General features: G+C 47.1%; 14 protein-coding genes. 8 read left to right on the forward strand and 6 right to left on the reverse strand.

Annotated elements, in window-relative coordinates:
* Positions 1-22: 22 nt before the first annotated feature.
* The 4 genes from BUR42_RS05510 to BUR42_RS05525 are packed head-to-tail and all read right to left on the reverse strand — an operon-like array spanning position 23 to position 4750.
* Positions 23-1864, reverse strand: a complete 1842-nt coding sequence (locus BUR42_RS05510; protein ID WP_074238270.1) for an outer membrane protein assembly factor BamB family protein — start codon at positions 1862-1864, stop codon at positions 23-25.
* Positions 1861-2181, reverse strand: coding sequence for a cupin domain-containing protein (locus BUR42_RS05515; RefSeq protein WP_074238271.1), 321 nt, complete (start codon positions 2179-2181; stop codon positions 1861-1863). Before BUR42_RS05515 ends, BUR42_RS05510 begins: the two co-directional genes overlap by 4 nt.
* On the reverse strand, positions 2182-3423 hold the full coding sequence (locus tag BUR42_RS05520; RefSeq protein WP_200798219.1) for a tetratricopeptide repeat protein: 1242 nt from the start codon (positions 3421-3423) through the stop codon (positions 2182-2184). It abuts the gene before it with no gap.
* A 13-nt stretch (positions 3424-3436) separates the two neighbouring features.
* Complete coding sequence (locus BUR42_RS05525; protein ID WP_074238273.1) at positions 3437-4750, reverse strand: AAA family ATPase; 1314 nt, start codon at positions 4748-4750, stop codon at positions 3437-3439.
* A gap of 75 nt (positions 4751-4825) precedes the next feature.
* Between BUR42_RS05525 and BUR42_RS05530 the strand changes: the two genes are divergently transcribed.
* Together BUR42_RS05530 and BUR42_RS05535 are read left to right on the forward strand one after the other, a co-directional pair.
* Positions 4826-5305, forward strand: coding sequence for an RNA polymerase sigma factor (locus BUR42_RS05530; RefSeq protein WP_234979614.1), 480 nt, complete (start codon positions 4826-4828; stop codon positions 5303-5305).
* Positions 5293-5829, forward strand: a complete 537-nt coding sequence (locus BUR42_RS05535) for a hypothetical protein (RefSeq protein WP_074238274.1) — start codon at positions 5293-5295, stop codon at positions 5827-5829. Before BUR42_RS05530 ends, BUR42_RS05535 begins: the two co-directional genes overlap by 13 nt.
* Before the next feature lie 170 nt (positions 5830-5999).
* Here the strand turns inward: BUR42_RS05535 and BUR42_RS05540 are convergent, their stop codons facing one another.
* On the reverse strand, positions 6000-7148 hold the full coding sequence (locus BUR42_RS05540) for a putative sensor domain DACNV-containing protein (protein ID WP_200798220.1): 1149 nt from the start codon (positions 7146-7148) through the stop codon (positions 6000-6002).
* A 113-nt stretch (positions 7149-7261) separates the two neighbouring features.
* Between BUR42_RS05540 and BUR42_RS05545 the strand changes: the two genes are divergently transcribed.
* Positions 7262-9205: a lectin-like domain-containing protein gene (locus BUR42_RS05545; RefSeq protein WP_074238275.1), complete on the forward strand. Its 1944-nt coding sequence runs from the start codon at positions 7262-7264 to the stop codon at positions 9203-9205.
* Between the two features lie 5 nt (positions 9206-9210).
* Here the strand turns inward: BUR42_RS05545 and BUR42_RS05550 are convergent, their stop codons facing one another.
* Positions 9211-13518: a T9SS type B sorting domain-containing protein gene (locus BUR42_RS05550; protein ID WP_074238276.1), complete on the reverse strand. Its 4308-nt coding sequence runs from the start codon at positions 13516-13518 to the stop codon at positions 9211-9213.
* Positions 13519-13626: 108 nt separating this feature from the next.
* Here BUR42_RS05550 and BUR42_RS05555 point away from each other — a divergent pair, with 108 nt between their 5' ends.
* From BUR42_RS05555 to BUR42_RS05575, 5 genes are all read left to right on the forward strand, one after another.
* Complete coding sequence (locus BUR42_RS05555) at positions 13627-14136, forward strand: GNAT family N-acetyltransferase (protein WP_074238277.1); 510 nt, start codon at positions 13627-13629, stop codon at positions 14134-14136.
* 48 nt (positions 14137-14184) lie between these two features.
* Positions 14185-17235 (forward strand): glycosyl hydrolase, encoded by a 3051-nt coding sequence (locus BUR42_RS05560; RefSeq protein WP_074238278.1) that lies wholly within the window; start codon positions 14185-14187, stop codon positions 17233-17235.
* Positions 17235-18962, forward strand: a complete 1728-nt coding sequence (locus BUR42_RS05565) for an alpha-L-rhamnosidase-related protein (protein WP_074238279.1) — start codon at positions 17235-17237, stop codon at positions 18960-18962. Before BUR42_RS05560 ends, BUR42_RS05565 begins: the two co-directional genes overlap by 1 nt.
* Positions 18963-19007: 45 nt before the next feature.
* Positions 19008-19571 carry an RNA polymerase sigma factor gene (locus tag BUR42_RS05570; RefSeq protein ID WP_143197346.1) on the forward strand — a complete coding sequence of 188 codons (564 nt, stop codon included), beginning with the start codon at positions 19008-19010 and terminating at the stop codon, positions 19569-19571.
* Between the two features lie 68 nt (positions 19572-19639).
* The gene (locus BUR42_RS05575; protein WP_074238281.1) at positions 19640-20701 is read left to right on the forward strand and encodes a FecR family protein; all 1062 of its coding nucleotides are present in this window, start codon (positions 19640-19642) and stop codon (positions 20699-20701) included.
* Positions 20702-20733: the final 32 nt, after the last annotated feature.

Consider the following 20733-nt stretch of genomic DNA (forward strand, 5'->3'; position numbering starts at 1 on the left):
CATTTACGATCCGGCTTTTTTATTAATATTCTAAACACAATAATTTCCCATCCATGGAAGAGGCGATCAGCATCTTATCATTCACTGGCTGCACCGTGTTCACTAAACAATTAGAGAACTTATGCTGCCAGATCAGCGAACCATCTTTGGCAGATAATGCATGCACCACACCGGACTGCCCTGCAACATACACTACCCCGTTAAATTCATTGATAGGAGAAGGGCAGATCTCATAACCCATTTCTACAGGAGATTTCCATACGATCTCTCTTGCATTACTCCTTGCATTAAAGGCCATCACATTTCCCTGCATGGTTTTAGCATATACACGATTGCTGTCTACGGATATACCCAATGCTTCACGCACCCAGTTGGCCGTATCCCTGAAACGCCATAACTCACTACCGGTATTGGTATTCAATACGGTCATATACCTGTCCGGTGAAACGAGGTAGGCCTTTTGATCAATGGCTACGGGCCACATGGCAGCAGGGGAGAACATCCTGTTATTGGCGCCATTGCTCCACGTCCATGCAGGCTGGCCGGTATTGGCATCCAATGCATAGAACTTATTACCCCAGGAGCCGAAATATACTTTTCCTTCATACACCATCGGTTTCGTTTCCACAAAACCTTTCACGCTATCGTAGTCCCATTGCATTTTGCCGGTAGGGATGTCCCACGCCCTGCAATGCCCGTCGGAACCAGCTATGATTGCCAGTTTGCCGGATAATGCGGCGGAGGAAACGATCGCTTTGCCTGTTTCCTGCTGCCAGGCCAGTTTACCGGTTTGTATATTGAGGCAGTACACTTTACCATCAGTAGAGGGTACCACCACATATTTTTCATATACTAACGGTGTGGCGTATATTTTTCCCTGTGTGTGATATTTCCAGGCGGCTTTACCTGTTTGCAGGTTCACCGCCTTAATATCTCCGTTGGTATTGGTGTAGATCACTTTTCCATCTGCAATTGCCACAGCACTGCCCATATCACCAGCTTCCTGTACCATCCATTTCACTTTCACGGAAGGGTAGGTGGTGTTCACGCTGTAAGAGGGGCGGGGCGGGTTTTGCATCCAGGCCGGGCCATTCAATGCCACATGCGTCCAGGCCTTGCGTGTTTCCACACCCGGTGTGCGTTCATTGAAATGCAGGGAATCTGCCGTTACAGATATAATGTTGTAGCCACCGATCGCCGCTTTGGCCCGAAGGTTGGAGCGGCACATGATGCCGGGTTTTCCTTCAAAGTCAAATGCTTTATTCACGTGTCCATGGCCGCAAAGCATAGCTTTCACATTCCTGCTGCGGAGGCGGTCCAGCACATCATACCAGTTATTCAGCCCACTGTCCTGCGGATAATGGTTCACATAGATGATGGGCTGCTGTTTGTTCTTTTGTTTTTTTAATTGTTCATCCAGCCAGACAATATTTTCCCTTGGCACCTGGCCTGGCCCCATGCGCATATTAGGTCCGCAATTGGTACCTAAGAACAGGTACCCTTTATGCTCAAAGCTGAAGGTTTCATCGCCGTAAACAGTACGGAAAGAATTACAGCCGCTTTCAGACCATTTGGTATCATGGTTGCCCGGGATGATATGCCAGGGTTTGGTAAGTTTGCTGATAATGCTTTTGGAAAGTTTCAACTCTTCATCAGAGCCAAATTCCGTTACATCCCCGGAAAAGATCACAAAAGCAATATCCGCCTGCTGGTTGATATCTGCTACGGTACGTTCCAGGTCTTCAGCGCCGGTTTCCGTTCCTACATGCGTATCCGTTACAAGGGCAAAACGAAAGCTGGTATCCTGTGCATTGGCAGTAAAGCCAAGGCTTGCACAGAGCAGTATTAAATAGAAATGTTTCATTTGTAATCTTCTCTGACAGGACTGAAAGAATCAATTAAACGGCAATCAGTAATGGCTTTTCCGCCATGCGCCACGTTGGAGGGGATCAATACCACATCATGTGCCTGTAAGGTATGCACAACACCATCCAGCTCCATTTCCAGCGTGCCGGAAAGCAGGTAGGTCATCTGCTCATGCGGATGCTGGTGTACCGGCAATAAAGTGCCTGCTTTCGCTTCCCAGTAAGCCAGTGTATGTTTTTCTCCATGCATGAATCTGCCTGTCATGCCCGGTAATGTTTCGCGGGAAGGAAGGTCTTGGAAGGATACAGGTTTCATTTATCTGTTTTGTTCTTTTATGACTAAATAATTTGCCAGCCAGGAGAATAACATCACCCCAACCAGGTAGGCCAATGTAAATCCGTTGATCAGTTCTTTGCTGAGTATTCCGGTAACGATGCCTGCTATGCCTAATACCGCCAGTACGCTGGTATAGATGATCAGTAAGGTCCTGTTCTTAACGGAATTGAACATGGAGCTGAGGGGCACCATCATGGAAACGCCTACGATCACGATCGTAAGCATATATTCCTGCCCGGTGGCAAGATATAATGCGCCTCCTGCTATGGCCGTTACGGCACTCACACCTACAAAGTTGGAAGAGATGATCTCATCCCTGTCCAGCAAATGTTTTCCGTATTTATTCAACCGCAGGAAGAGGTTGCTCAGGGGAGTAATGATCCAGGTAGAAAAAGCAAAGATGGCAATGAGGATGATAACGGGATACAGGAAAGGTTCAAACGCCGGGTAGCTGGCTGCAATGAAACGCAGGGCGCGGGAAACGAAAAAGATACCGATGATCACACCCCATTGATATTTGGCGGTGAGGTTGCCCATCCAGAATGCATACTTCAAAAATACCCTGTACAGGAAATACTTTGCTTTCAATGCTTCTATCATGCCGGACTGTGCCAGTTGGAGGCTGGGATCAATGCGTAATGCTTCCGTGAAATGATACAACGCTTCTTTCGGAGAGCCTTTTTCCAGCAAACCCCAGCCGTAATTCGCATGGGTGTAGGCATTATGAGGGTCCTGCCGCAGGGAGCCTTCTATGCTGCTGAAGGATTCTTCTTTCCGGTCTAGTTTCAGCAAAGCGGTGCTGCGTGCATTGAGGGCATTGATGTTTTCAGGATCGCGCTCCAACGCTGCATCCGCCAGTTGCAGTGCCGCTTCAAACTGTTTCCTGTCCAGCTTCAGCAAAGCGTATAAAGCAAAATAATCCGCATCGTCCGGATCAAGTGAAATGGCCTGCTGCAAGTCCTTCTCCGCGAGGTCGTATTTATCTTCATGCACATAAATGCGTGCACGCACATAAAAGAGATGGCTTAGCCCCGGGTTTAAACCGATTGCAGTGTTTACCAGGTTTAAAGCCTCTGTATATTTATTCTGCTGGATCTTTACTTCACAAATGATGCTGATCACATTCACATCATTCGGGTCCTGCGCAAAAAGATTGTTCAGGATGTTCTCCGCCTCTTTGTACTTACGCTGCTGCAAAAGCAGGATAGCGCGTTGTATCATTTGATCAGACATTTTACTTTTTGATTTTCATATAATGAAGGATATCGTCGTACAAACCGGCATCGTTGGCATACAAAGCGAAGTTCTTGGCAATGGCAAACCATTCCTTTGTACTGGCTTTGTGTTTTTTTGCTGCCTGCAGCAGGTCCTTTGTACTCAGGGGAAGCGGAATGCCGCCCTGGAAAGATGCTTCCAGTTTTTCTTCTATGGCCATATCAATAATGGCCCCGATATCGGCGCCGGAAAACTCCGGTATATTTTTACTTAATCCTTCGTAATCTATTTGTTCCGCCGGTTTGCCTTTCAGCTTCAGCTGCAGCATGGCTGCACGGGCTTCCTGGTCTGGCGGCGGCACAAAAATGATCCTGTCGAACCGGCCGGGGCGGCGGAATGCAGGGTCCAGGTGCCAGGGGATATTGGTGGCACCCAATATCAGCACACCTTCATTTGAATTCTCCACACCGTCCAGCTCCTGCAGGAACTGGTTGATCAGGTGCCTGCCGGAAGATTGTTTCATATCACTTCTGCTGGCGCCCAATGCATCTATTTCGTCAAAGAACAATACACAGGGTGTGTTCTTCCTGGCATATTCAAAGATGCGGTGCAGGTTCTTTTCACTGTTGCCCATCCACATATCCAGTATATCGTTCAGCCCTACGTTGATGAAACGCGCATTCACCTGGCCGGCAGTGGCTTTGGCGATCATTGTTTTTCCGCAACCCGGAGGGCCGTAAAGCAGGATGCTTCCTCCTGTTTTTTTACCGTAGGCTTTATACAGATCAGGATGTTTCAGTGGCTGGATGATCTTTATTTCGATCTCTTTCTTTACCTGTTGCATACCACTCACATCAGAGAAGTCGATATCCGGCTTCTGCATAAAAAGGGAAATGCCATCCTCATCATCGCCATTTTCTTCCGCCTGGAATTGCTGGCGTACCCGCAGTTTGGCATCCAGCTCTTCATCAGAAAAGTGCGGATCGCCTTCCAATATTTTCTGGTAAGCTTCACGTGCATTATCCCAGGCGTTCTCACGCAGGGAAGATTTAGCGTATAATAACAATATTTCCGGGTTGTCCGGATGACTTTTGAGCAGATCTTCCAGGATCACATTACAGGTAGCGTAGGCCTCTTTTTTAAAGTATACATTGGCCAGGCCTATCAGGCCTTTTTCGTTATTTTCGATGCCCAGCGCAGCCAGGTATTCCTGTTCTGCCTCGTCTAACCTGTTCAGCTGGTACAGGGTTTCCGCAAGGTGAAGTCTCAGTGGCACATTCTCCGGCGAGAATTTCAATGCTTCTCTTAAGCTGTCTATGGTACTTTGTGTCATATCAGTTACTAAGATAGATAATTTTGCAGCCAGCTGTAAGTTTTTGTAGAAAAGTACAACCTACCTTTAAACCGCATGATGGAGGAAACAGCATTTTTACAGCAGATAGACCAGCATCAGGGGATCATTCATAAGATCTGCCGGCTTTACCGGGATAGCCCGGAAGACCGGGAAGACCTTTTCCAGGAAATAGTATTTCAGCTATGGAAAACAAAACACACTTTCCAGGGAAAAGCAAAGTTCAGCTCCTGGATGTACAGGGTAGCCCTGAGTACTGCCATGGCTACTTTTCGTAAAAAGAAACCCGCCATCATTTACACGCCGGAACTGCCGGACATCCCGCAAACGGAAGATGAAGACCAGCAACGCCAGCAATTACTTGCGGCGCTGAAACAGCTGGATGATGCAGATAAAGCCCTCATGGCTTTATACCTGGATGATCTGAGCTACGAGGAAATAGCAGAGATCGCCGGCATCAGCGAAAATTACGTAGGGGTGAAACTAACCCGTATCAGGAACAGGATCATTAAAATCTTAGGAACATGGACCCATTAAAAGAAGCCTGGAAAAACGCAGGCAACAACACAAAAAGCACCGCAGAGATGAAGGAAATGTTAAAAGAAAATAAACACCCGGTACTCAGGAAAATAAGAATACAGATGATCGTGGAAATAGTGGGGTTCACCGCATTTGGATTGGTTTTTTACGATTTTTTTGATGGGCATAAAAAACCACTTTACGTGATCATTATACTGGTGGCCTCTCTGCTGTTGGTTATTTTCCATAATCTGATCGGCTACTTTAACACAAAAAGGTCAGCAAGAGGAGATAATCTGCGCGTTTCACTTGAAAAATACGAGCAGGAGCTAAAGACATTTGCATTAATATCCATTCTTTCCCGCGTCATCTATACTGCAGGGACAATCATTTATTTTGCATGGCCTTTTTATATTAAGTTGTGGCCAATGCTTCTTTTGCTGGCATTAGTAGTGGCACAGGTAATTATCGTAGCCAGGCTGTGGCGGAACAGGATACGCGCAATCGATGCAACAGTGGAATCATTGAAAGAGGGGGAGTGATGAAGCTCCCCCAAAGGTGTGATGCAGGTATAGGGGGAGGCAATGTTAAAACCCATTTAATGTTTGATGTCTAATGTATGCGTATACGGAGGGTTTCATTTCACATTACGAATTTTGCAAAATATCTCTTTCCTTACCGTTATTTGTTTGTTAAAACATATAATGATATTTTACAAAAGCAGGATATCAATGCGATGGGCCTGTACCATTTCCACTTCCGGAGACCAGGAAAATACCGTGAAATTGCCGTCCTGGCTGGCTACCAATGCCAATGCATCTCTTTGATCATGAATAAACTGGGCCGCAGAAAGATGACGTGTGCCGCCTATAGCGGAAGGATGTAAGATCATGGTGTTGCCCCCCATCACCGGTTCAGACATACGGATCAATTCTACCGGGGTAGAGCGGTTAGCGCGCGTGATCTTTGCGCCGAAGGCTATTAATTCATGCTCATCGTTGATCACTGTGGCGCCATCTACAGCTGTAAGCCCTGTTACATTTTCCACTTCCCGCCGCAGCGCATTCTGCCAGTATATTTCACTCACAATATTCCCGTCTTTGCGGATCAGGTCTGCCACACCGGAAAATGAAGGGGATACGGGGTATTGAAGGGGATGAATGATAGATTCCCGCCAGTTATCGTGCGCAGATGGCACCACCAGCAGAATACCGCCACGTTTATGCGCACGCATGGAAACTGCCATCTGTATAAGCACATTCACGGGTTCATTCCATACCACAGAGGCATTCAGCCCCAGCAGGTTAGTAAGGATCTCAGGACTGTCCGGCTGCTGGCCTATATCCTCATTCACCACCCGCACCTGGTCGCCCTTCAGCATAGCCACATTGGTGAATTTTCCCAGTCCGGAAAGACGGCGGTGTTTGATCACCAGTAATCCGGGTTCAGAAACATCCAGTACAAAACAATAATTAGGCAATTTGATCGTTGTGCCCCAGATATACAATCCATCTTCATCATGCCAGATGCCTACATGCACCCCCGGCCGTTCTACGCCTGGGGCCAGTTTGGTTAATGCTTTGGCGGTGAGTGGAATGCGGCGTTCAAACAGCAGGGGTTTGCCTGCCTGTTCCGGTTGCAGGAAAGCGAGGGAAATACGGGTCACATAACCTTCTTCCTTGCGCAGGCTGGCCCAGAAAGCAACATCGATGATGATCTCTATTGCTTTTTCGGAAGGGGCAGTGGCCAGTTCTTCTTCACCGTTTTTTGCAGCGCAGGCCAGGTGTTTATCGAAATGAGCGGCAACAGTGCCGCATACCTTTGTGGCTGCCTGGTAGGTTGATTCATGCGTCAATTCCATAAATGCTGTTGGTTTCTATTCTTCCCGCCAAAGATACACCGATCCCTTTTTATATAGGATAATCCCTGCAGAAGTATTAATTTGCCATTACGTTCCAACTACTATTCCTTTCCATGAAAAGACTAATATGCCTGTTTAGCAGCATACTATGCCTCCATGGAATAGTAAATGCACAGCAAAATTTACAGCCTTACATTCTGAACGGTTCTGCCACCCAGCGGACCTGTAATTGTTATGTACTTACCCCAGATGCACAGCAATTAAGTGGTACTGTATGGAACAAGAACAAAATAGACCTTTCCCAATCTTTCAATTATGTGTTTGATGTGAACCTCGGGTGCAAGGATGGCAGTGGGGCAGATGGCATCGGATTTATCCTGCAAACTAAAGGCACTAACCTCGGCGCCATCGGACAAGGTCTGGGCTTCAAAGGGATATCACCTTCGCTGGGTGTGTTGATCGATACTTATCAGAACAATAACGAAAATGATCCGCCATATGATCACCTGGCCATCCAGATGAATGGTTTATCTGATCACAGCAGTTCCGGCAACCTGGCGGGGCCCATTACATTGCTGGACGGACAGGAGAATATAGAAGACTGTAACTGGCACCTGTTTCGCATCAAATGGGATGCCGTTACTCATCAGCTGGAGGTGAGTGTGGATAACCAGGTGCGGCTTTCCATTCAGAAAGACCTGGTGATGGATATCTTCAACGGAGACCCCATGGTTTTCTGGGGTTTTGGCGGTTCTACCGGCGGCTCTTCCAACCTGCAGCAGTTCTGTGCAGCCCTGCGCCCGGAATTCCGTTTCGATTCACAACAGATCTTATGCGATGGTACTGCGGTACAGTTGAACGATAATTCCAGCTCATTCGGCGTTATAACCCGCCGCTGGTGGGATCTGGGAGATGGTACAACTTCCACCGCATTACAACCACCGGCGCATATCTATCCCAAAGCAGGACATTATGAAGTGAAACTGGTGATAGAAGATAACAGCGGTTGCATTTCAGATACCCTCAAAGCACCCGTCACCATTGGTTCTTATCCCGTTGTGGATTTTGAACCGCCTATCCTTTGCCTGGGTACTCCGCTGCAGGTGAACGATGCCACTACCATTGCAGTAGGAACGCTGGAAAAATGGAACTGGGATTGGGGTGGCGGCATTACTTCCAATGTAAAAGATCCGATAGCACCTTATACCACACCCGGATTTTACAATGTACAGTTAACCGTTACCTCCAAAGAAGGCTGCAGCTCAACAGGAGGTACGCAGGTGCAGATAGCAGAACAGCCCGTGATCTCCGCTACAGGAAAAAATGCCTGTTTCGGTGAACTCAATGTATTCACCGGTACCAATGAAACACCACATTTACCTATCCATAAATGGTACTGGGACCTGGGTAATGGCGATAACAGCACACAGGAAAACCTCAGTTACCGTTATGCCGCAGGAGGCAAGTATGCCGCAAGGCTGCATGCCGTGAGTGACCTGGGTTGTGCCGCTAAACCTATTGATGTGCCCGTGGAAGTGGTAGACCTGAAAGCACATGCAGGAAGGGATACCCTCATTGCCCGCGATCAGCCGCTGCAACTGGAAGGGCTCGCAGCTGGTACAGGACTGACCTATGCCTGGGAACCCGCAACGGGGCTCAATGATACACGTTTGTCCAATCCGGTGGCCATCTTGCAGAAGGACCAGACCTTCCGTTTTGTAGTTACCTCTCCCGAAGGTTGCATGGATGATGATACCATGCATGTGAAAGTATATGCCGGCCCTGAGTTTTATGTACCCACCGGGTTTACACCCAATAACGATGGCATGAATGATTATTTCCGTGTGATTGCTCCGGGTGTGCCCAAGCTGGATTTCTTTAAGGTTTGGGACAGGTGGGGGAATGAATTTTTCTCCGCTACTTCACTTACAGATGTATGGGATGGTACCTTTAAAGGAAAACCTGCAGATACCGGTACTTATGTATGGATGGTGCAGGGGGTGGATTATAAAGGCAGGCTGTTCAGCAGGCAGGGTACTGTTACATTGATCAGGTAGTGAACTTACCTTATCAGTACTGCAGAGCCTTTGATGATCTGTTCCGGCTCACCTTCCAATTGATAAACACAACTCCAGATATAAGCACCTGCCGTGGCATTAGCCTGATTGATCTTTCCATCCCATCCTTTGTACACTTCATTGGACCGGAATACCAAGGTACCCCATCTGTCGTAAACAGAGAATAGATATTTATTTACCTTTCCCATTACTACAGGGCGGAGAAGGTCGTTCAGCCCATCGTTATTAGGAGTGAAGGCTGTTGGTACATATACGCCCCAGCCGCAATCCTTTGTGCCGATCATAACAAATGATCTGCCTGTGCATCCATACTGGTCTGTTACTTCCAGCCAGTATTCCCCGGGAGTTCTGGTGATCAATTGCGGAGCGTTGCTACCATCACTCCAATGAAAGGAAACAAACTGCCCTTTTACAGGGATCCTTATTTCGCCGCGCAGGCACATCAACGTATCCGATACAAGAAAACCCTGTGGGCCGGGGGTAACCTGTTTGTACCAGGCGGTGTCTGTAAAGCTGCAGCCATTATCGCCTGTTACTTTTACCCACCACTTGCCGGCTGTATTTACAGTGATCTTTGCGGTATTGGCACCGGTGCTCCAGATGTAGCTTACGCCATCATTACCTGCATTCAGCACTTGCTCTGTACCATCGCAGATATAGTTTTCCTTTGGTAATGCAACCACCGGCAAAGACATAAGGCTCAACAACCTGAAAGTATCTTTTGCGATACATCCGTTTATGTCTGTACTGCTCACGGTATATTCACCGGCTGCTTTTGCAGACAGGATATGACCGGTATGTCCGGTATTCCACTGAATGTTTGAAAACCCGCTGCCAACTTCCAATTGCACAGCATCCCCGCTGCAGATATGCTGATCAGCCGGCAGGCCAATAGTTAAAGGTGCCTGTATCTTAACAAGCAGTGTGTCTTTAAAAATACAGCCATTTCCTCTATCTCCTTCCAGTATGTATGTGGTGTCTGTTTCCGGAGTAAGGACCACCTTGTCTGTTTTATCCGTTCTGTTATAATCTGTATTCCATTTGAAATTCCCGAAGCCCGCAGGCAGGTTTAGTGTGATGGCGGTTTCACGGCATTTGAGTATGTCCGGCCCCAGGCTGAATGGATAATTACCCGCATCGAGCACTTCAATGATATCTGTTGCCTGGTTATTACATTTATCCGTTACCGTTACTTCATATGTTCCGGGAGAGGTTACTTCAAATGTTTGAGCAGTGCTTCCATCTTTCCATTCATACGCTTTAAAACCTGCGCCTCCATCCAGTATAACAGAGGCTCCTTTACAGATCTCCAGGTCAGCGCCGAGATTAACAGTAGTAGCAGGTTTTGCAACCTCCACAGGCATAGAGGTCGCATATATTTTACAACCTCCATCCAACAATGCATTGATAGTAGTACTGCCGGCTTTTTTAAATTTAACGGTTAGCTGATCGCCGGCTTTGGAGATGATTTCCGCATAAGCAGCATCTATTTTCCAGGTAAGAGGGGCAGTACACCCAACAGGTTTCTGTGCAGTATATGTGAATGTTTGAGAAAGATCGCAGATGAGATCTGTGCCCTGAACTGTAGCAGCCTGGCAGGCGGAATAGCTGGCGCAGGAAGGATAAGCAAGAACAGGACTTGCAAATGGCACCGGCACTCTGCTTGTTGTTTTAATATTTACAGGGCCTACATTCCAGGGATCTATCGGAGCAACTTCAGTGAGCAGCAGAGGAATAGTGTTAGCGCCTGCAGGCCCGGCTGCAACAGGTAAGCTTACACAGGCTCCGGTACTGTTCTCAATTTCCCCATCACTGTTCAGGCGCATCAGAAAACCTTCGTTCATGGGTTCATTCACCAGTGTTACGCCATATTTGAAACCTGTGATCAGAAAGCCGCCGTTATCTGCCTTCAGGCTCACGACAGTATGTTTCTTTAGCTGGGTGAAATTCCTGGACCATGTTATACTTCCGTCCAATGCCATTTTGTGAACGCGGATAGTGGTATCTTTATTCGTAGCGCTTTCGTGGGCTATCACTAATTGATCATCAAGACTTTTGGTAAAAGTGGTATAAGTTTGATCGCGCAGCCATACATACTCTTTTGTTCTACTGAGCCAGGGATTATTTAATCGGAAGCCAGGTAATTGTTCTCCCGTATCATCTTTTAATTTTACAACTGCACCGTGGAACTGGTAGTTCTCAAAACTAAGTTCTTTTTGCAGACCGGTACCCACATACAACGTATCGTTGATCCTTGCCATACCCAGTATACTAACATCTTCACCGGTTCCGGCTTTAAAGCGCCGGCCCCATTTGAAATCGCCGGTTGCCGCATCCAGCTTAACGATCATGATCTCTTCGGGCACATACATATTGTAAAAGTCAAAAGCTACGTAAACACTTTCCTTTTCATACAGTAATGCCCGCACTACCTTGTCAGTACGACTGGGAATAAGGAGTTTTTGCCATACCAGGTTGCCGTTCCGGTCCAGTTTCATTATGGAATTATGAAGGGGAGGGTTGCCATAGCTGTCGTTGGATACCATGATATACCCACCATCTTCTGTTTCCTGAACAAAGGCAATGTTCCCGCCATAATTGTGTGCGGTGCGCCGGGCCCATAGAACATTTCCATCATAATCCATTTTCATGATAAAGCCTGAATCATATACGCTGTGATCTTTGATAACAGCTTCTTCACCTACTATTAACACATTATTATCTGATGTGTTAATGATCCTCGAATAATTGGTACCGCCATCTTCAGTTGCCTTGGGGTCAAACTGTTTAGCCCATCGGATATTACCGCCAGGCTTCAGCTTGATCACTTCTGAGCGGCCTATCCCGTAGTAAGATCTGAAACCGATGGTCACAATATCTCCATCATTGGTTCTCACAGCATCTGCAAGCATGGTGGAATATTCCTCCTTAATAGCTGTAAAGAAAGAGGTGGCGCAATTATCGCCATTATCTATGGGAGGAGCGGGGGTACAATACTGATTGCTGCAAACGGTGGTTGTGGATACCTGTTGATCTGTGACTGTAGTAACAGGGAGTACGGTATTGACAATAACAGAACGGGTGCTTTGCCATTGATAAGGTTTACCTTCAATCTTGTCTCCTCCGCCCCCGGTTCCTCCATAAGGATTGGATGCGCAGCCGCCGGCGATACCGTAGGGGTCTGTTTTGATCAGGCAAATGGACTGGCCGGCCATGTAGTTAATACGGCCAGTGATCACATAACCATTATTACCAGTGAGATCAAATCCATTAAAGTCCCGGATGGCACTGGATCTGTAATCCCGTGTCCATTCCTGGCGTCCTTCTTTTATCGTTCTTCCGATCTGGGGAAACCCTATATTCGGAGGCCCATCCATGATGTACACGTAACCCTCATTTATACCGGGTTTTACCTGGAGGTTTTTAACCCGGCCACCACCACTGGAAGTAAGTTTTTGACTTTGGATCAGATAATTGGTGCCGGCTGCTGTTGCTTTTATTACCAGCAGGTGCGTAGCAAGGCTACCATAAGCAGTTTCACTTTCAGCGATCTTCATGCCCCAGCTATAACCGCCGGGGATAGCTGTGAGGCAAATCCCTTCTTCGAAGTAATCCTTAATGCGGGTATATTGAAGCGTGGATAAAGGAAGACCATCATTCAGGCCGGCACGCATCAGGAAAGCGTCTTTGAGATCTCCTGCCATAAAACCTGTCACCAGTAATTCACCATTGAGTTCAAGCAGGCTGTTAAATCCATCTGTTCCGCCACTTTCAAATAATTGCACCCAAATCGGTGTGCCTGCCGGATCCAACCTTGCAAGTATGCCATCTGCCTGCGCGGTGCTGTCGTTTGTATTGGCAACCAATGCATACCCGCCTCCTGATAGTTCAATAATGTCCTTTCCGCTAACGGCCATATTCTCAATATCTATCACCTTGCTCCAGGTTATTTGTCCTGCTGCATCCGCTTTTACTACCCAGAGTTGTGGAAGGCTGTTCAATTCGCTGTTACCAATAGCAATAAAACCATTATCGGCGGTTTGCTTTACTTTCACAAGAGCATCATTATCTGCCCGGCCCATAGAACGCGCCCATACAGTGTTACCGGTATTATCGGTTTTGATCAACAGGCCATCCCATTTCCCTGCACCGCCGGCATTGGTTTTTCCGGCCACCATAATATCTCCCTGGGCTGTATATACTACGGCATTCCCTATAGCATCGCCATTGAGCTTCAGGGTATTTTGAAATGTGTTATTGCATTGTTGGGCGTATATTCCCCCGGGAAACATACAAAAAAGGAGAAATAAGATTATCAAAGCGCGAAATAGCTGCATGGCGGTATAAGGAATATCTTCCAAAAATAAGCTTTTTTAATTTTCTTTCCTTTGCTTTGCATCATGGAATTCGTTCAAAGCACTGAAAAAGACCTGGGTATAATTTTCGGGTTGTATGATGATGCTGTTGTATTTCAAAAAACTGTTTCCAATAAACACTGGAAACAGTTCGACAGGGAAATGGTGATAACAGAAATAAAAGAAGGCCGTCAATGGAAGATCATTGACAATGGTGGTGTTGCCTGCATCTTTGTGGTTGCCTACAGCGATCCTTTCATCTGGGGAGAACGCGGCCATGGGAAAGCCATTTATATTCACCGCATCGTTACCAATCCCAGCTTCCGGGGCGGCAACTACGTTAAAGCCATTGTTGCATGGGCCAGTCAGCATGCGAAAGAAACCGGCAATACCTATATCCGGATGGACACCTGGGGCGATAATGCCCGCCTCATTGAATATTACACCAGCTGCGGTTTTAATTTCCTCGGTGTCTTTGCACCGGACGATATCTCTCAACTCCCCAAACATTACAGCGATATTACATTGGCCTTTTTTGAAATGGAAGTAAAGTAGGACGGTACAGGATGCTATGAGCCGATATTCTCCTTATTTTACGGGGATATGAAATATTTATTTGCCCTGTTCTGCGTTTGTTCCATTCCTGTACTTGCACAGCAAAATGCAGTACAGAAAGGCTTTGCCATACCACCTGACAGCACTAAGCTCAGCATGTACTGGTACTGGATGAGCGATAATATCAGTGAAGAAGGGGTGAAGAAAGACCTGGCTTCCATGGCAGCGCTTGGTATCGGCCGTGCCTTTATTGGTAATATCGGCTACAATGAAAACGAAGTGCCCTATGGCAAAGTAAAACTGTTTTCAGATGAATGGTGGAAGATAACCCGTACGGCTATCCGTACTGCAGGCGAAAAGGGTATTGAGATAGGATTGTTCAACAGCCCCGGATGGAGCCAGAGCGGCGGCCCCTGGATCAAACCTGCAGCATCCATGCGTTACCTCGCCGGGGAAGAAGTAACCGTAAAAGGCCCGCAGCAGCTTTCCCTGGCTTTAAAAGAAGCCGGAAAAGATTTTCAGGATGTAGTGGTACTCGCTTATCCTGCCCCTGCGGAAGACCTGCTGGTGGCGGCTAACTTCAAAACAGGCGAAACATTCATAGACCTGGAACTACCACAAGAGAATACCGCAAGAAGTCTCATCCTCTATATGAAAGGGCGTTTCCGCGCAGAAGCGGAATTACAGGTGAAAGAAGGGAACAGTTACCGCTCCATCACCACCTTCCTGGTGGACCGCACCAATCCCAGCGATAATGTGGGTTTCAGGCCCTTCGCACCCTTCAGCGTTTCTTTTGCTCCTGTAAAAGGCAAAAGCTTTCGCCTGCTTTTAAAGAATAATTCCAAAGAAGGACTTACAGCAGTACACCTGCTGAAAGCACCACGCATTGAACGGTATGAAGAGAAACAATTATCCAAGATGTTCCAGCAGCCCCTGCCTTTATGGAACGAATACCAATGGCCGCAACATCCCACAGCAACAGATACCGTACTCACTATTCCTGCATCACAGGTGAAAGACATCACGCAATATTTCGGAAAGGACGGTATCCTGCGCTGGAATGTACCTGCCGGCAACTGGATCATCACCCGTTACGGCATGCTCACCACAGGAGTGAAGAATGCCCCTGCATCTAAAGAAGGCGCTGGCCTTGAAGTGGATAAGATCAACCGCGTTCCTATGCAGTATCATTATGATGCATTCGTGGGTAAGGTCCGCAGCAGCATCCCTGCCAATGAACGCAGCTCCCTGAAATGGGTAGTGGCAGATAGTTATGAAACCGGTTCCCAGAACTGGACAGATGATATGGCACAGTCCTTCAAAGAACAATACGGCTATGATCCCTTGCCCTGGCTCCCTGTTCTTTCCGGCAGGGTAGTGGGCTCCGCAGATCAAAGCGACCGTTTCCTCTGGGACCTGCGGAGGCTGGTGGCAGATCGTGTGGCATATGAATATGTAGCTGGTTTACGGGATATCAGCCATAAGGATGGGATGCGGTTGTGGCTCGAGAATTATGGCCACTGGGGCTTCCCTTCTGAATTCCTCAAATATGGCGGACAGGCAGATGAAGTAGGCGGTGAATTCTGGAATGAAGGAACACTGGGTAATATTGAATGCCGCGCAGCTTCTTCTGCTGCACATATTTACGGGAAGAACAGGGTGGCCGCAGAATCCTTTACGGCAGGCGGACAAGCTTATGTGCGTTATCCTGCACTGCTCAAAAAACGTGGCGACTGGTCTTTCACAGAAGGCATCAATCATACTTTGTTGCATGTATTCATTCATCAGCCTTATGAAGACCGTAACCCCGGCGTAAACGTAGGTTTCGGTACAGAGTTCAACAGAAAGAACACCTGGTTCTACCAGGGCAGAGCATTTGTGGATTATCTCCGCAGATGTAATTTTATTTTGCAGCAGGGTAAACCCGTGAACGATATCGCCTATTTCATAGGAGAAGATGCACCAAAAATGACGGGCATCAGAAACCCCGAATTACCCCATGGTTATTCTTACGATTATATCAATGCAGAAGTGATCTTGCAAAGGCTGAGCGTTAAAGACGGCTGGTTTGTATTGCCGGATGGTGTTCGCTACCGCCTGCTGGTATTACCGGAGCTGGAAACCATGCGGCCGGAGCTCCTGAAAAAACTGTTTGCTTTAGCGAAACAGGGAGGTGTGATCTTAGGCCCTGCTCCCAAACGTTCTCCCAGTTTGCAGGATTTTCCCAGGGCGGATGCGCAGATAAAAAAACTCGCAGATGAGATGTGGAAGCTCCCTAATGTATTAACAGGTAAGCGTATGGAGGAAGCATTGAGCTTTGTTCATTTATTGCCTGATGTCAGAGGAATTAAAGAACAGATCTTATACACACACCGCACTGCCAAAGATGCGGATTATTATTTTCTCTCTAATCAATCAGACACAACAGTTAATTTTTCGCCCACCTTCCGGATGGAAGGAAAACAGCCTGAGTTGTGGGATGCCGTAACAGGTAAAATAAGAGATCTGCCTTCTTTTGATCTTAAGTTCAAGGGCATTACGGTTCCATTGACGCTGGAGGCATATGAGAGTGTATTCATCGTATTCCGTAAACCGCCGGTACTTCCGCAAACCGGCCGTAAAAACTTCCCGCAACCGCAAACATTGCAGGAGCTTAAAGGCCCCTGGCAGGTGAAATTCGATTCCACCTACACATTTAATACTTTAACAGACTGGAGCCAGCACGCTGATGAACGCATAAAGAACTTTTCCGGCACTGCTTATTACAACACCACCTTTTCTGCCACGCCCGGCAAAGAACGTTACTACATTAACCTGGGGCCCGTGATGGTAATGGCGAAAGTGAAACTGAACGGTAAAGACCTTGGTACCCTCTGGACCGCACCGTGGAAAATAGACGTTACAGAAGCATTAAAGAAAGGTGAAAATAAACTGGAAGTGGAAGTAGTGAACACATGGGTGAACGGTCTTATAGGAGATAGTAAACTTCCCGTAAAAGAGCGGAAATACCGGGCTAATGTAAACCCGTATAAGCCTGAAAGCAAATATCAATCTGCCGGTCTTTTAGGCCCGGTGAAACTGGAATCAACACCATATTAATGAGGATACTGTTATTATTACTGATCAGCATGCAGGCTGCTGCACAGCAACTGCCACCCGTATTTGCGAAAGACCGTGTTGCACAGAACACCGCTACCGTGCGCAGTTATTTATCACCGGAAAGGATCGTATGGAAAACGGACAGCGGCATCGTTAATGCAGAACGTTTCTTATTACCCGGTAACGGGCAGGCTGACCTGGCCAACAGGAATATGTGCAAACTCAAAGGCCGCGCCGGTATTTTACTGGATTATGGAAAAGAGCTGCATGGCGGTTTGCAGATCGTAACAGGCATGTATAAAGGTAATAAACCCGTGAAACTGCGTGTACGCTTCGGAGAATCTGTCAGCGAAGCCATGAGTGATATAGAGCCGAAGAAGAATGCCACAAACGATCATGCCATGCGTGACATGATCGTGGAAGTGCCCTGGCTGGGGAAACTGGAAGTAGGGAACACCGGTTTCCGCTTTGTAAGGATCGATCTGCTGGATGAGAATGCGGCATTGGACCTGAAAGAAGTGCGTGCTGTTTTTGTTTACAGGGACCTCGCCTATAAAGGCTCTTTTAATTGCAGTGATCCTTTGCTGAACAAGATCTGGCTCACCGGCGCTTACACCGTACAGCTCAATATGCAGGATTATCTCTGGGATGGTATTAAGCGGGACAGGCTGGTATGGGTAGGAGATATGCATCCGGAAGTATCCACCATTTATTCCGTGTTCGGAGATAATGAAGTGATCAGTAAAAGTCTTGATCTCTCTAAAGAGATCACACCATTGCCACATTACATGAATGGCATGGTATCTTATTCCATGTGGTGGGTACTCATTCAGCGCGATGTTTACCTGCACACCGGTAACCTTGCTTACCTGCAGCAACAGGCCGCTTACCTGAAAGGATTATTGCAACACTTCGTCACTAAAATAGATGCACAGCATAAAGAGTCGCTGCAGGATGGTACCCGTTTCCTGGACTGGCCTTCCAGTGAGGACCCTAAAGCAGTGCATGCAGGCTTGCAGGCTATGATGATCATGACGCTGAAAGCAGGAGAGGAGTTGAGCAAAGTGTTGGGAGATAATGTTACTGCTGCAACCTGTGCAAAAGCAGTGGCAGAACTAAAGCAATATATACCGGATGCAAACAATTCAAAACAGGCGGCTGCATTGATGGCACTCTCTGGTCTTGCGCCGGCTGAAAAGATGAATAAAGAGATCATTGCCGTGAATGGCGTAAAGAACTATTCAACCTTCTATGGATATTATATGCTGCAGGCAAAAGCCATGGCAGGAGACCAGGCAGGTGCCATAGCAGATATAAAAACATATTGGGGCGCTATGCTCAGCATGGGTGCCACTACTTTCTGGGAAGACTTTAATATGGACTGGCTGCCCAACGCATCGCGCATTGATGAGCTGGTAAAACCCGGGCAAAAGGATATTCACGGGGATTATGGTGCATACTGCTACATAGGCCTGCGGCATAGCCTTTGCCATGGATGGGCTTCAGGCCCTACACCCTGGTTAACAGAACATGTACTGGGTATTAAAGTGCTGGCTCCGGGTTGCCGTGTGATTAAGATCAAACCCTTCCTGGGTGATCTGAGCTATGCAGAAGGCACTTTTCCTACGCCTTACGGCATTGTATCCGTAAAGCACACCAAACAGGCCAACGGAAAGATACACTCAGAAATAAAGTCCCCCAAAGAGGTGAGGGTGATAAGAGAATAGAATTTGAAGAAAAAACTATACCTTGTATCAATAAACAGTAATTTTTTGATCAGCAGTGAACACGATATGGAATGGAGCCGTATGAAAAACGGTGATCCAGCCGCCCTTGAAGCAATTTACAGGGCTCACATCAGATCGTTGGTGCGCTATGGTTTAAAACTGACCCATGACCTCGACCTGATCAGGGATAGCATCCAGGACCTCTTCCTGGAGATCTGGCGCAACCGGGAGAACCTTGCTGATACTTCTCATCCCAAATTCTACCTTTTCAGAGCTTTACGGAACAAACTATCCAAAGCACAAACAAAACAATCCTTTGTCAGCGAAAATGAGCTGCGCCTGGCCTCAGACAGCCTCCTGGAAGAATACGTGGAATTAACCATCACCGCCAGGGAAACGGAAGCAGAGAACCGGCAGGCCCTGAAACAGTTATTACATAAACTACCCCGGCGGCAGCAGGAAGCCGTATATCTCCGCTTTTACCAGAACATCCCCTACGAACGCATCGCGGAACTGATGAGTATGAATTACCAGTCCGTTTTAAACCTCATGCAGCGTGCCCTGAAGGCTTTAAGGAAAGAATATACCCCCCGTTCCTCCAAAGACTAAAAAAACTTTCCCAAAAGTGAGTATATAGGTAAGGAAACAGACATTACCTTATATAGACCTGCTATTTCATGGACCACCAGGAGGAGAAAATACATGCATTATTACTGGATAACCGGTTTGTAGACTGGGTGATCAATCCGCAAAGCCCCTATGCCGGCTACTGGCTGCAATGGGCTGCAACGGACCCGGAGCATGCATGGTTGCTGGAAGAAGCAAAACATTTTCTCCTGGAAATGAGGCTGGCAGAAGAAGAGGGGCAGCAGGAACTGAGTGAAGTGCAATTGGAACAGATGTTAGACCGGATCCGTGAAGAAATAGCACCTGTACCTCAAAAGAGAAGCATCGCAAAATACTGGTACATGGCAGCAGCCGTGCTGGCAGGGGCCATTGCATTAGGCATTTTTATGTTTTCTCCCAAAGAGAACACCATAACAGGTACAGATAAAAAAGAAGCCTATTCCACAGATGTGATCCGGTATAATGGCAACAAAGAAGATGAACTGCTCTTTCTGCCGGATGGTTCCAAAGTAGTACTGGCCAAAGGTGCAAGGATCTCCTATAATATGCTCATGAATGGCAGTAAAAGGGAAGTAACCCTGTCTGGCGAAGCCTTCTTTGATGTGGCTAAAAATGCAGAACAACCCTTTTATATCTATACAAAGAATGTGGTTGTAAAGGTGCTGGGCACGAGTTTTAAAGTAACGGCATCCGGCAACCAGGAAGCTGTGGCCGTTAAAACAGGTAAAGTATCCGTTTACCTCAAAGGGCAGGACCTTGAGCAGTCTGCCGCCAGGATTGTACTGCCACAGCAGGTATGCAGGTATTCAGAAAACAGTAAGGAACTGATCACAGAAACATTCACAGATAAATTACCCATTGCTAGCGGGCTGGAAAAGGCCAGGAACTATAATTTTGAAGATGCCCCGCTGGACTCCGTTATCAAAACCCTGGAGAAAATGTATGCTATCCCCATACAATATAATGCAGATACTTTTGCAGGCTGCTTTATAACAATATCATTGGGTGATGAAAGCCTCGAAGAGATCTTAAAAGTTATTACAAGAACAGTGGACGCATCTTATAGTTACAGCGGCTATGGCATAACGTTAAAGGGAAAAGGTTGCCGCTGAGAAATTTAGTTTTACAGACAGGAATGAGCACG

The organism is Chitinophaga niabensis, assembly GCF_900129465.1.
In the GTDB taxonomy this organism is placed as follows: domain Bacteria; phylum Bacteroidota; class Bacteroidia; order Chitinophagales; family Chitinophagaceae; genus Chitinophaga; species Chitinophaga niabensis.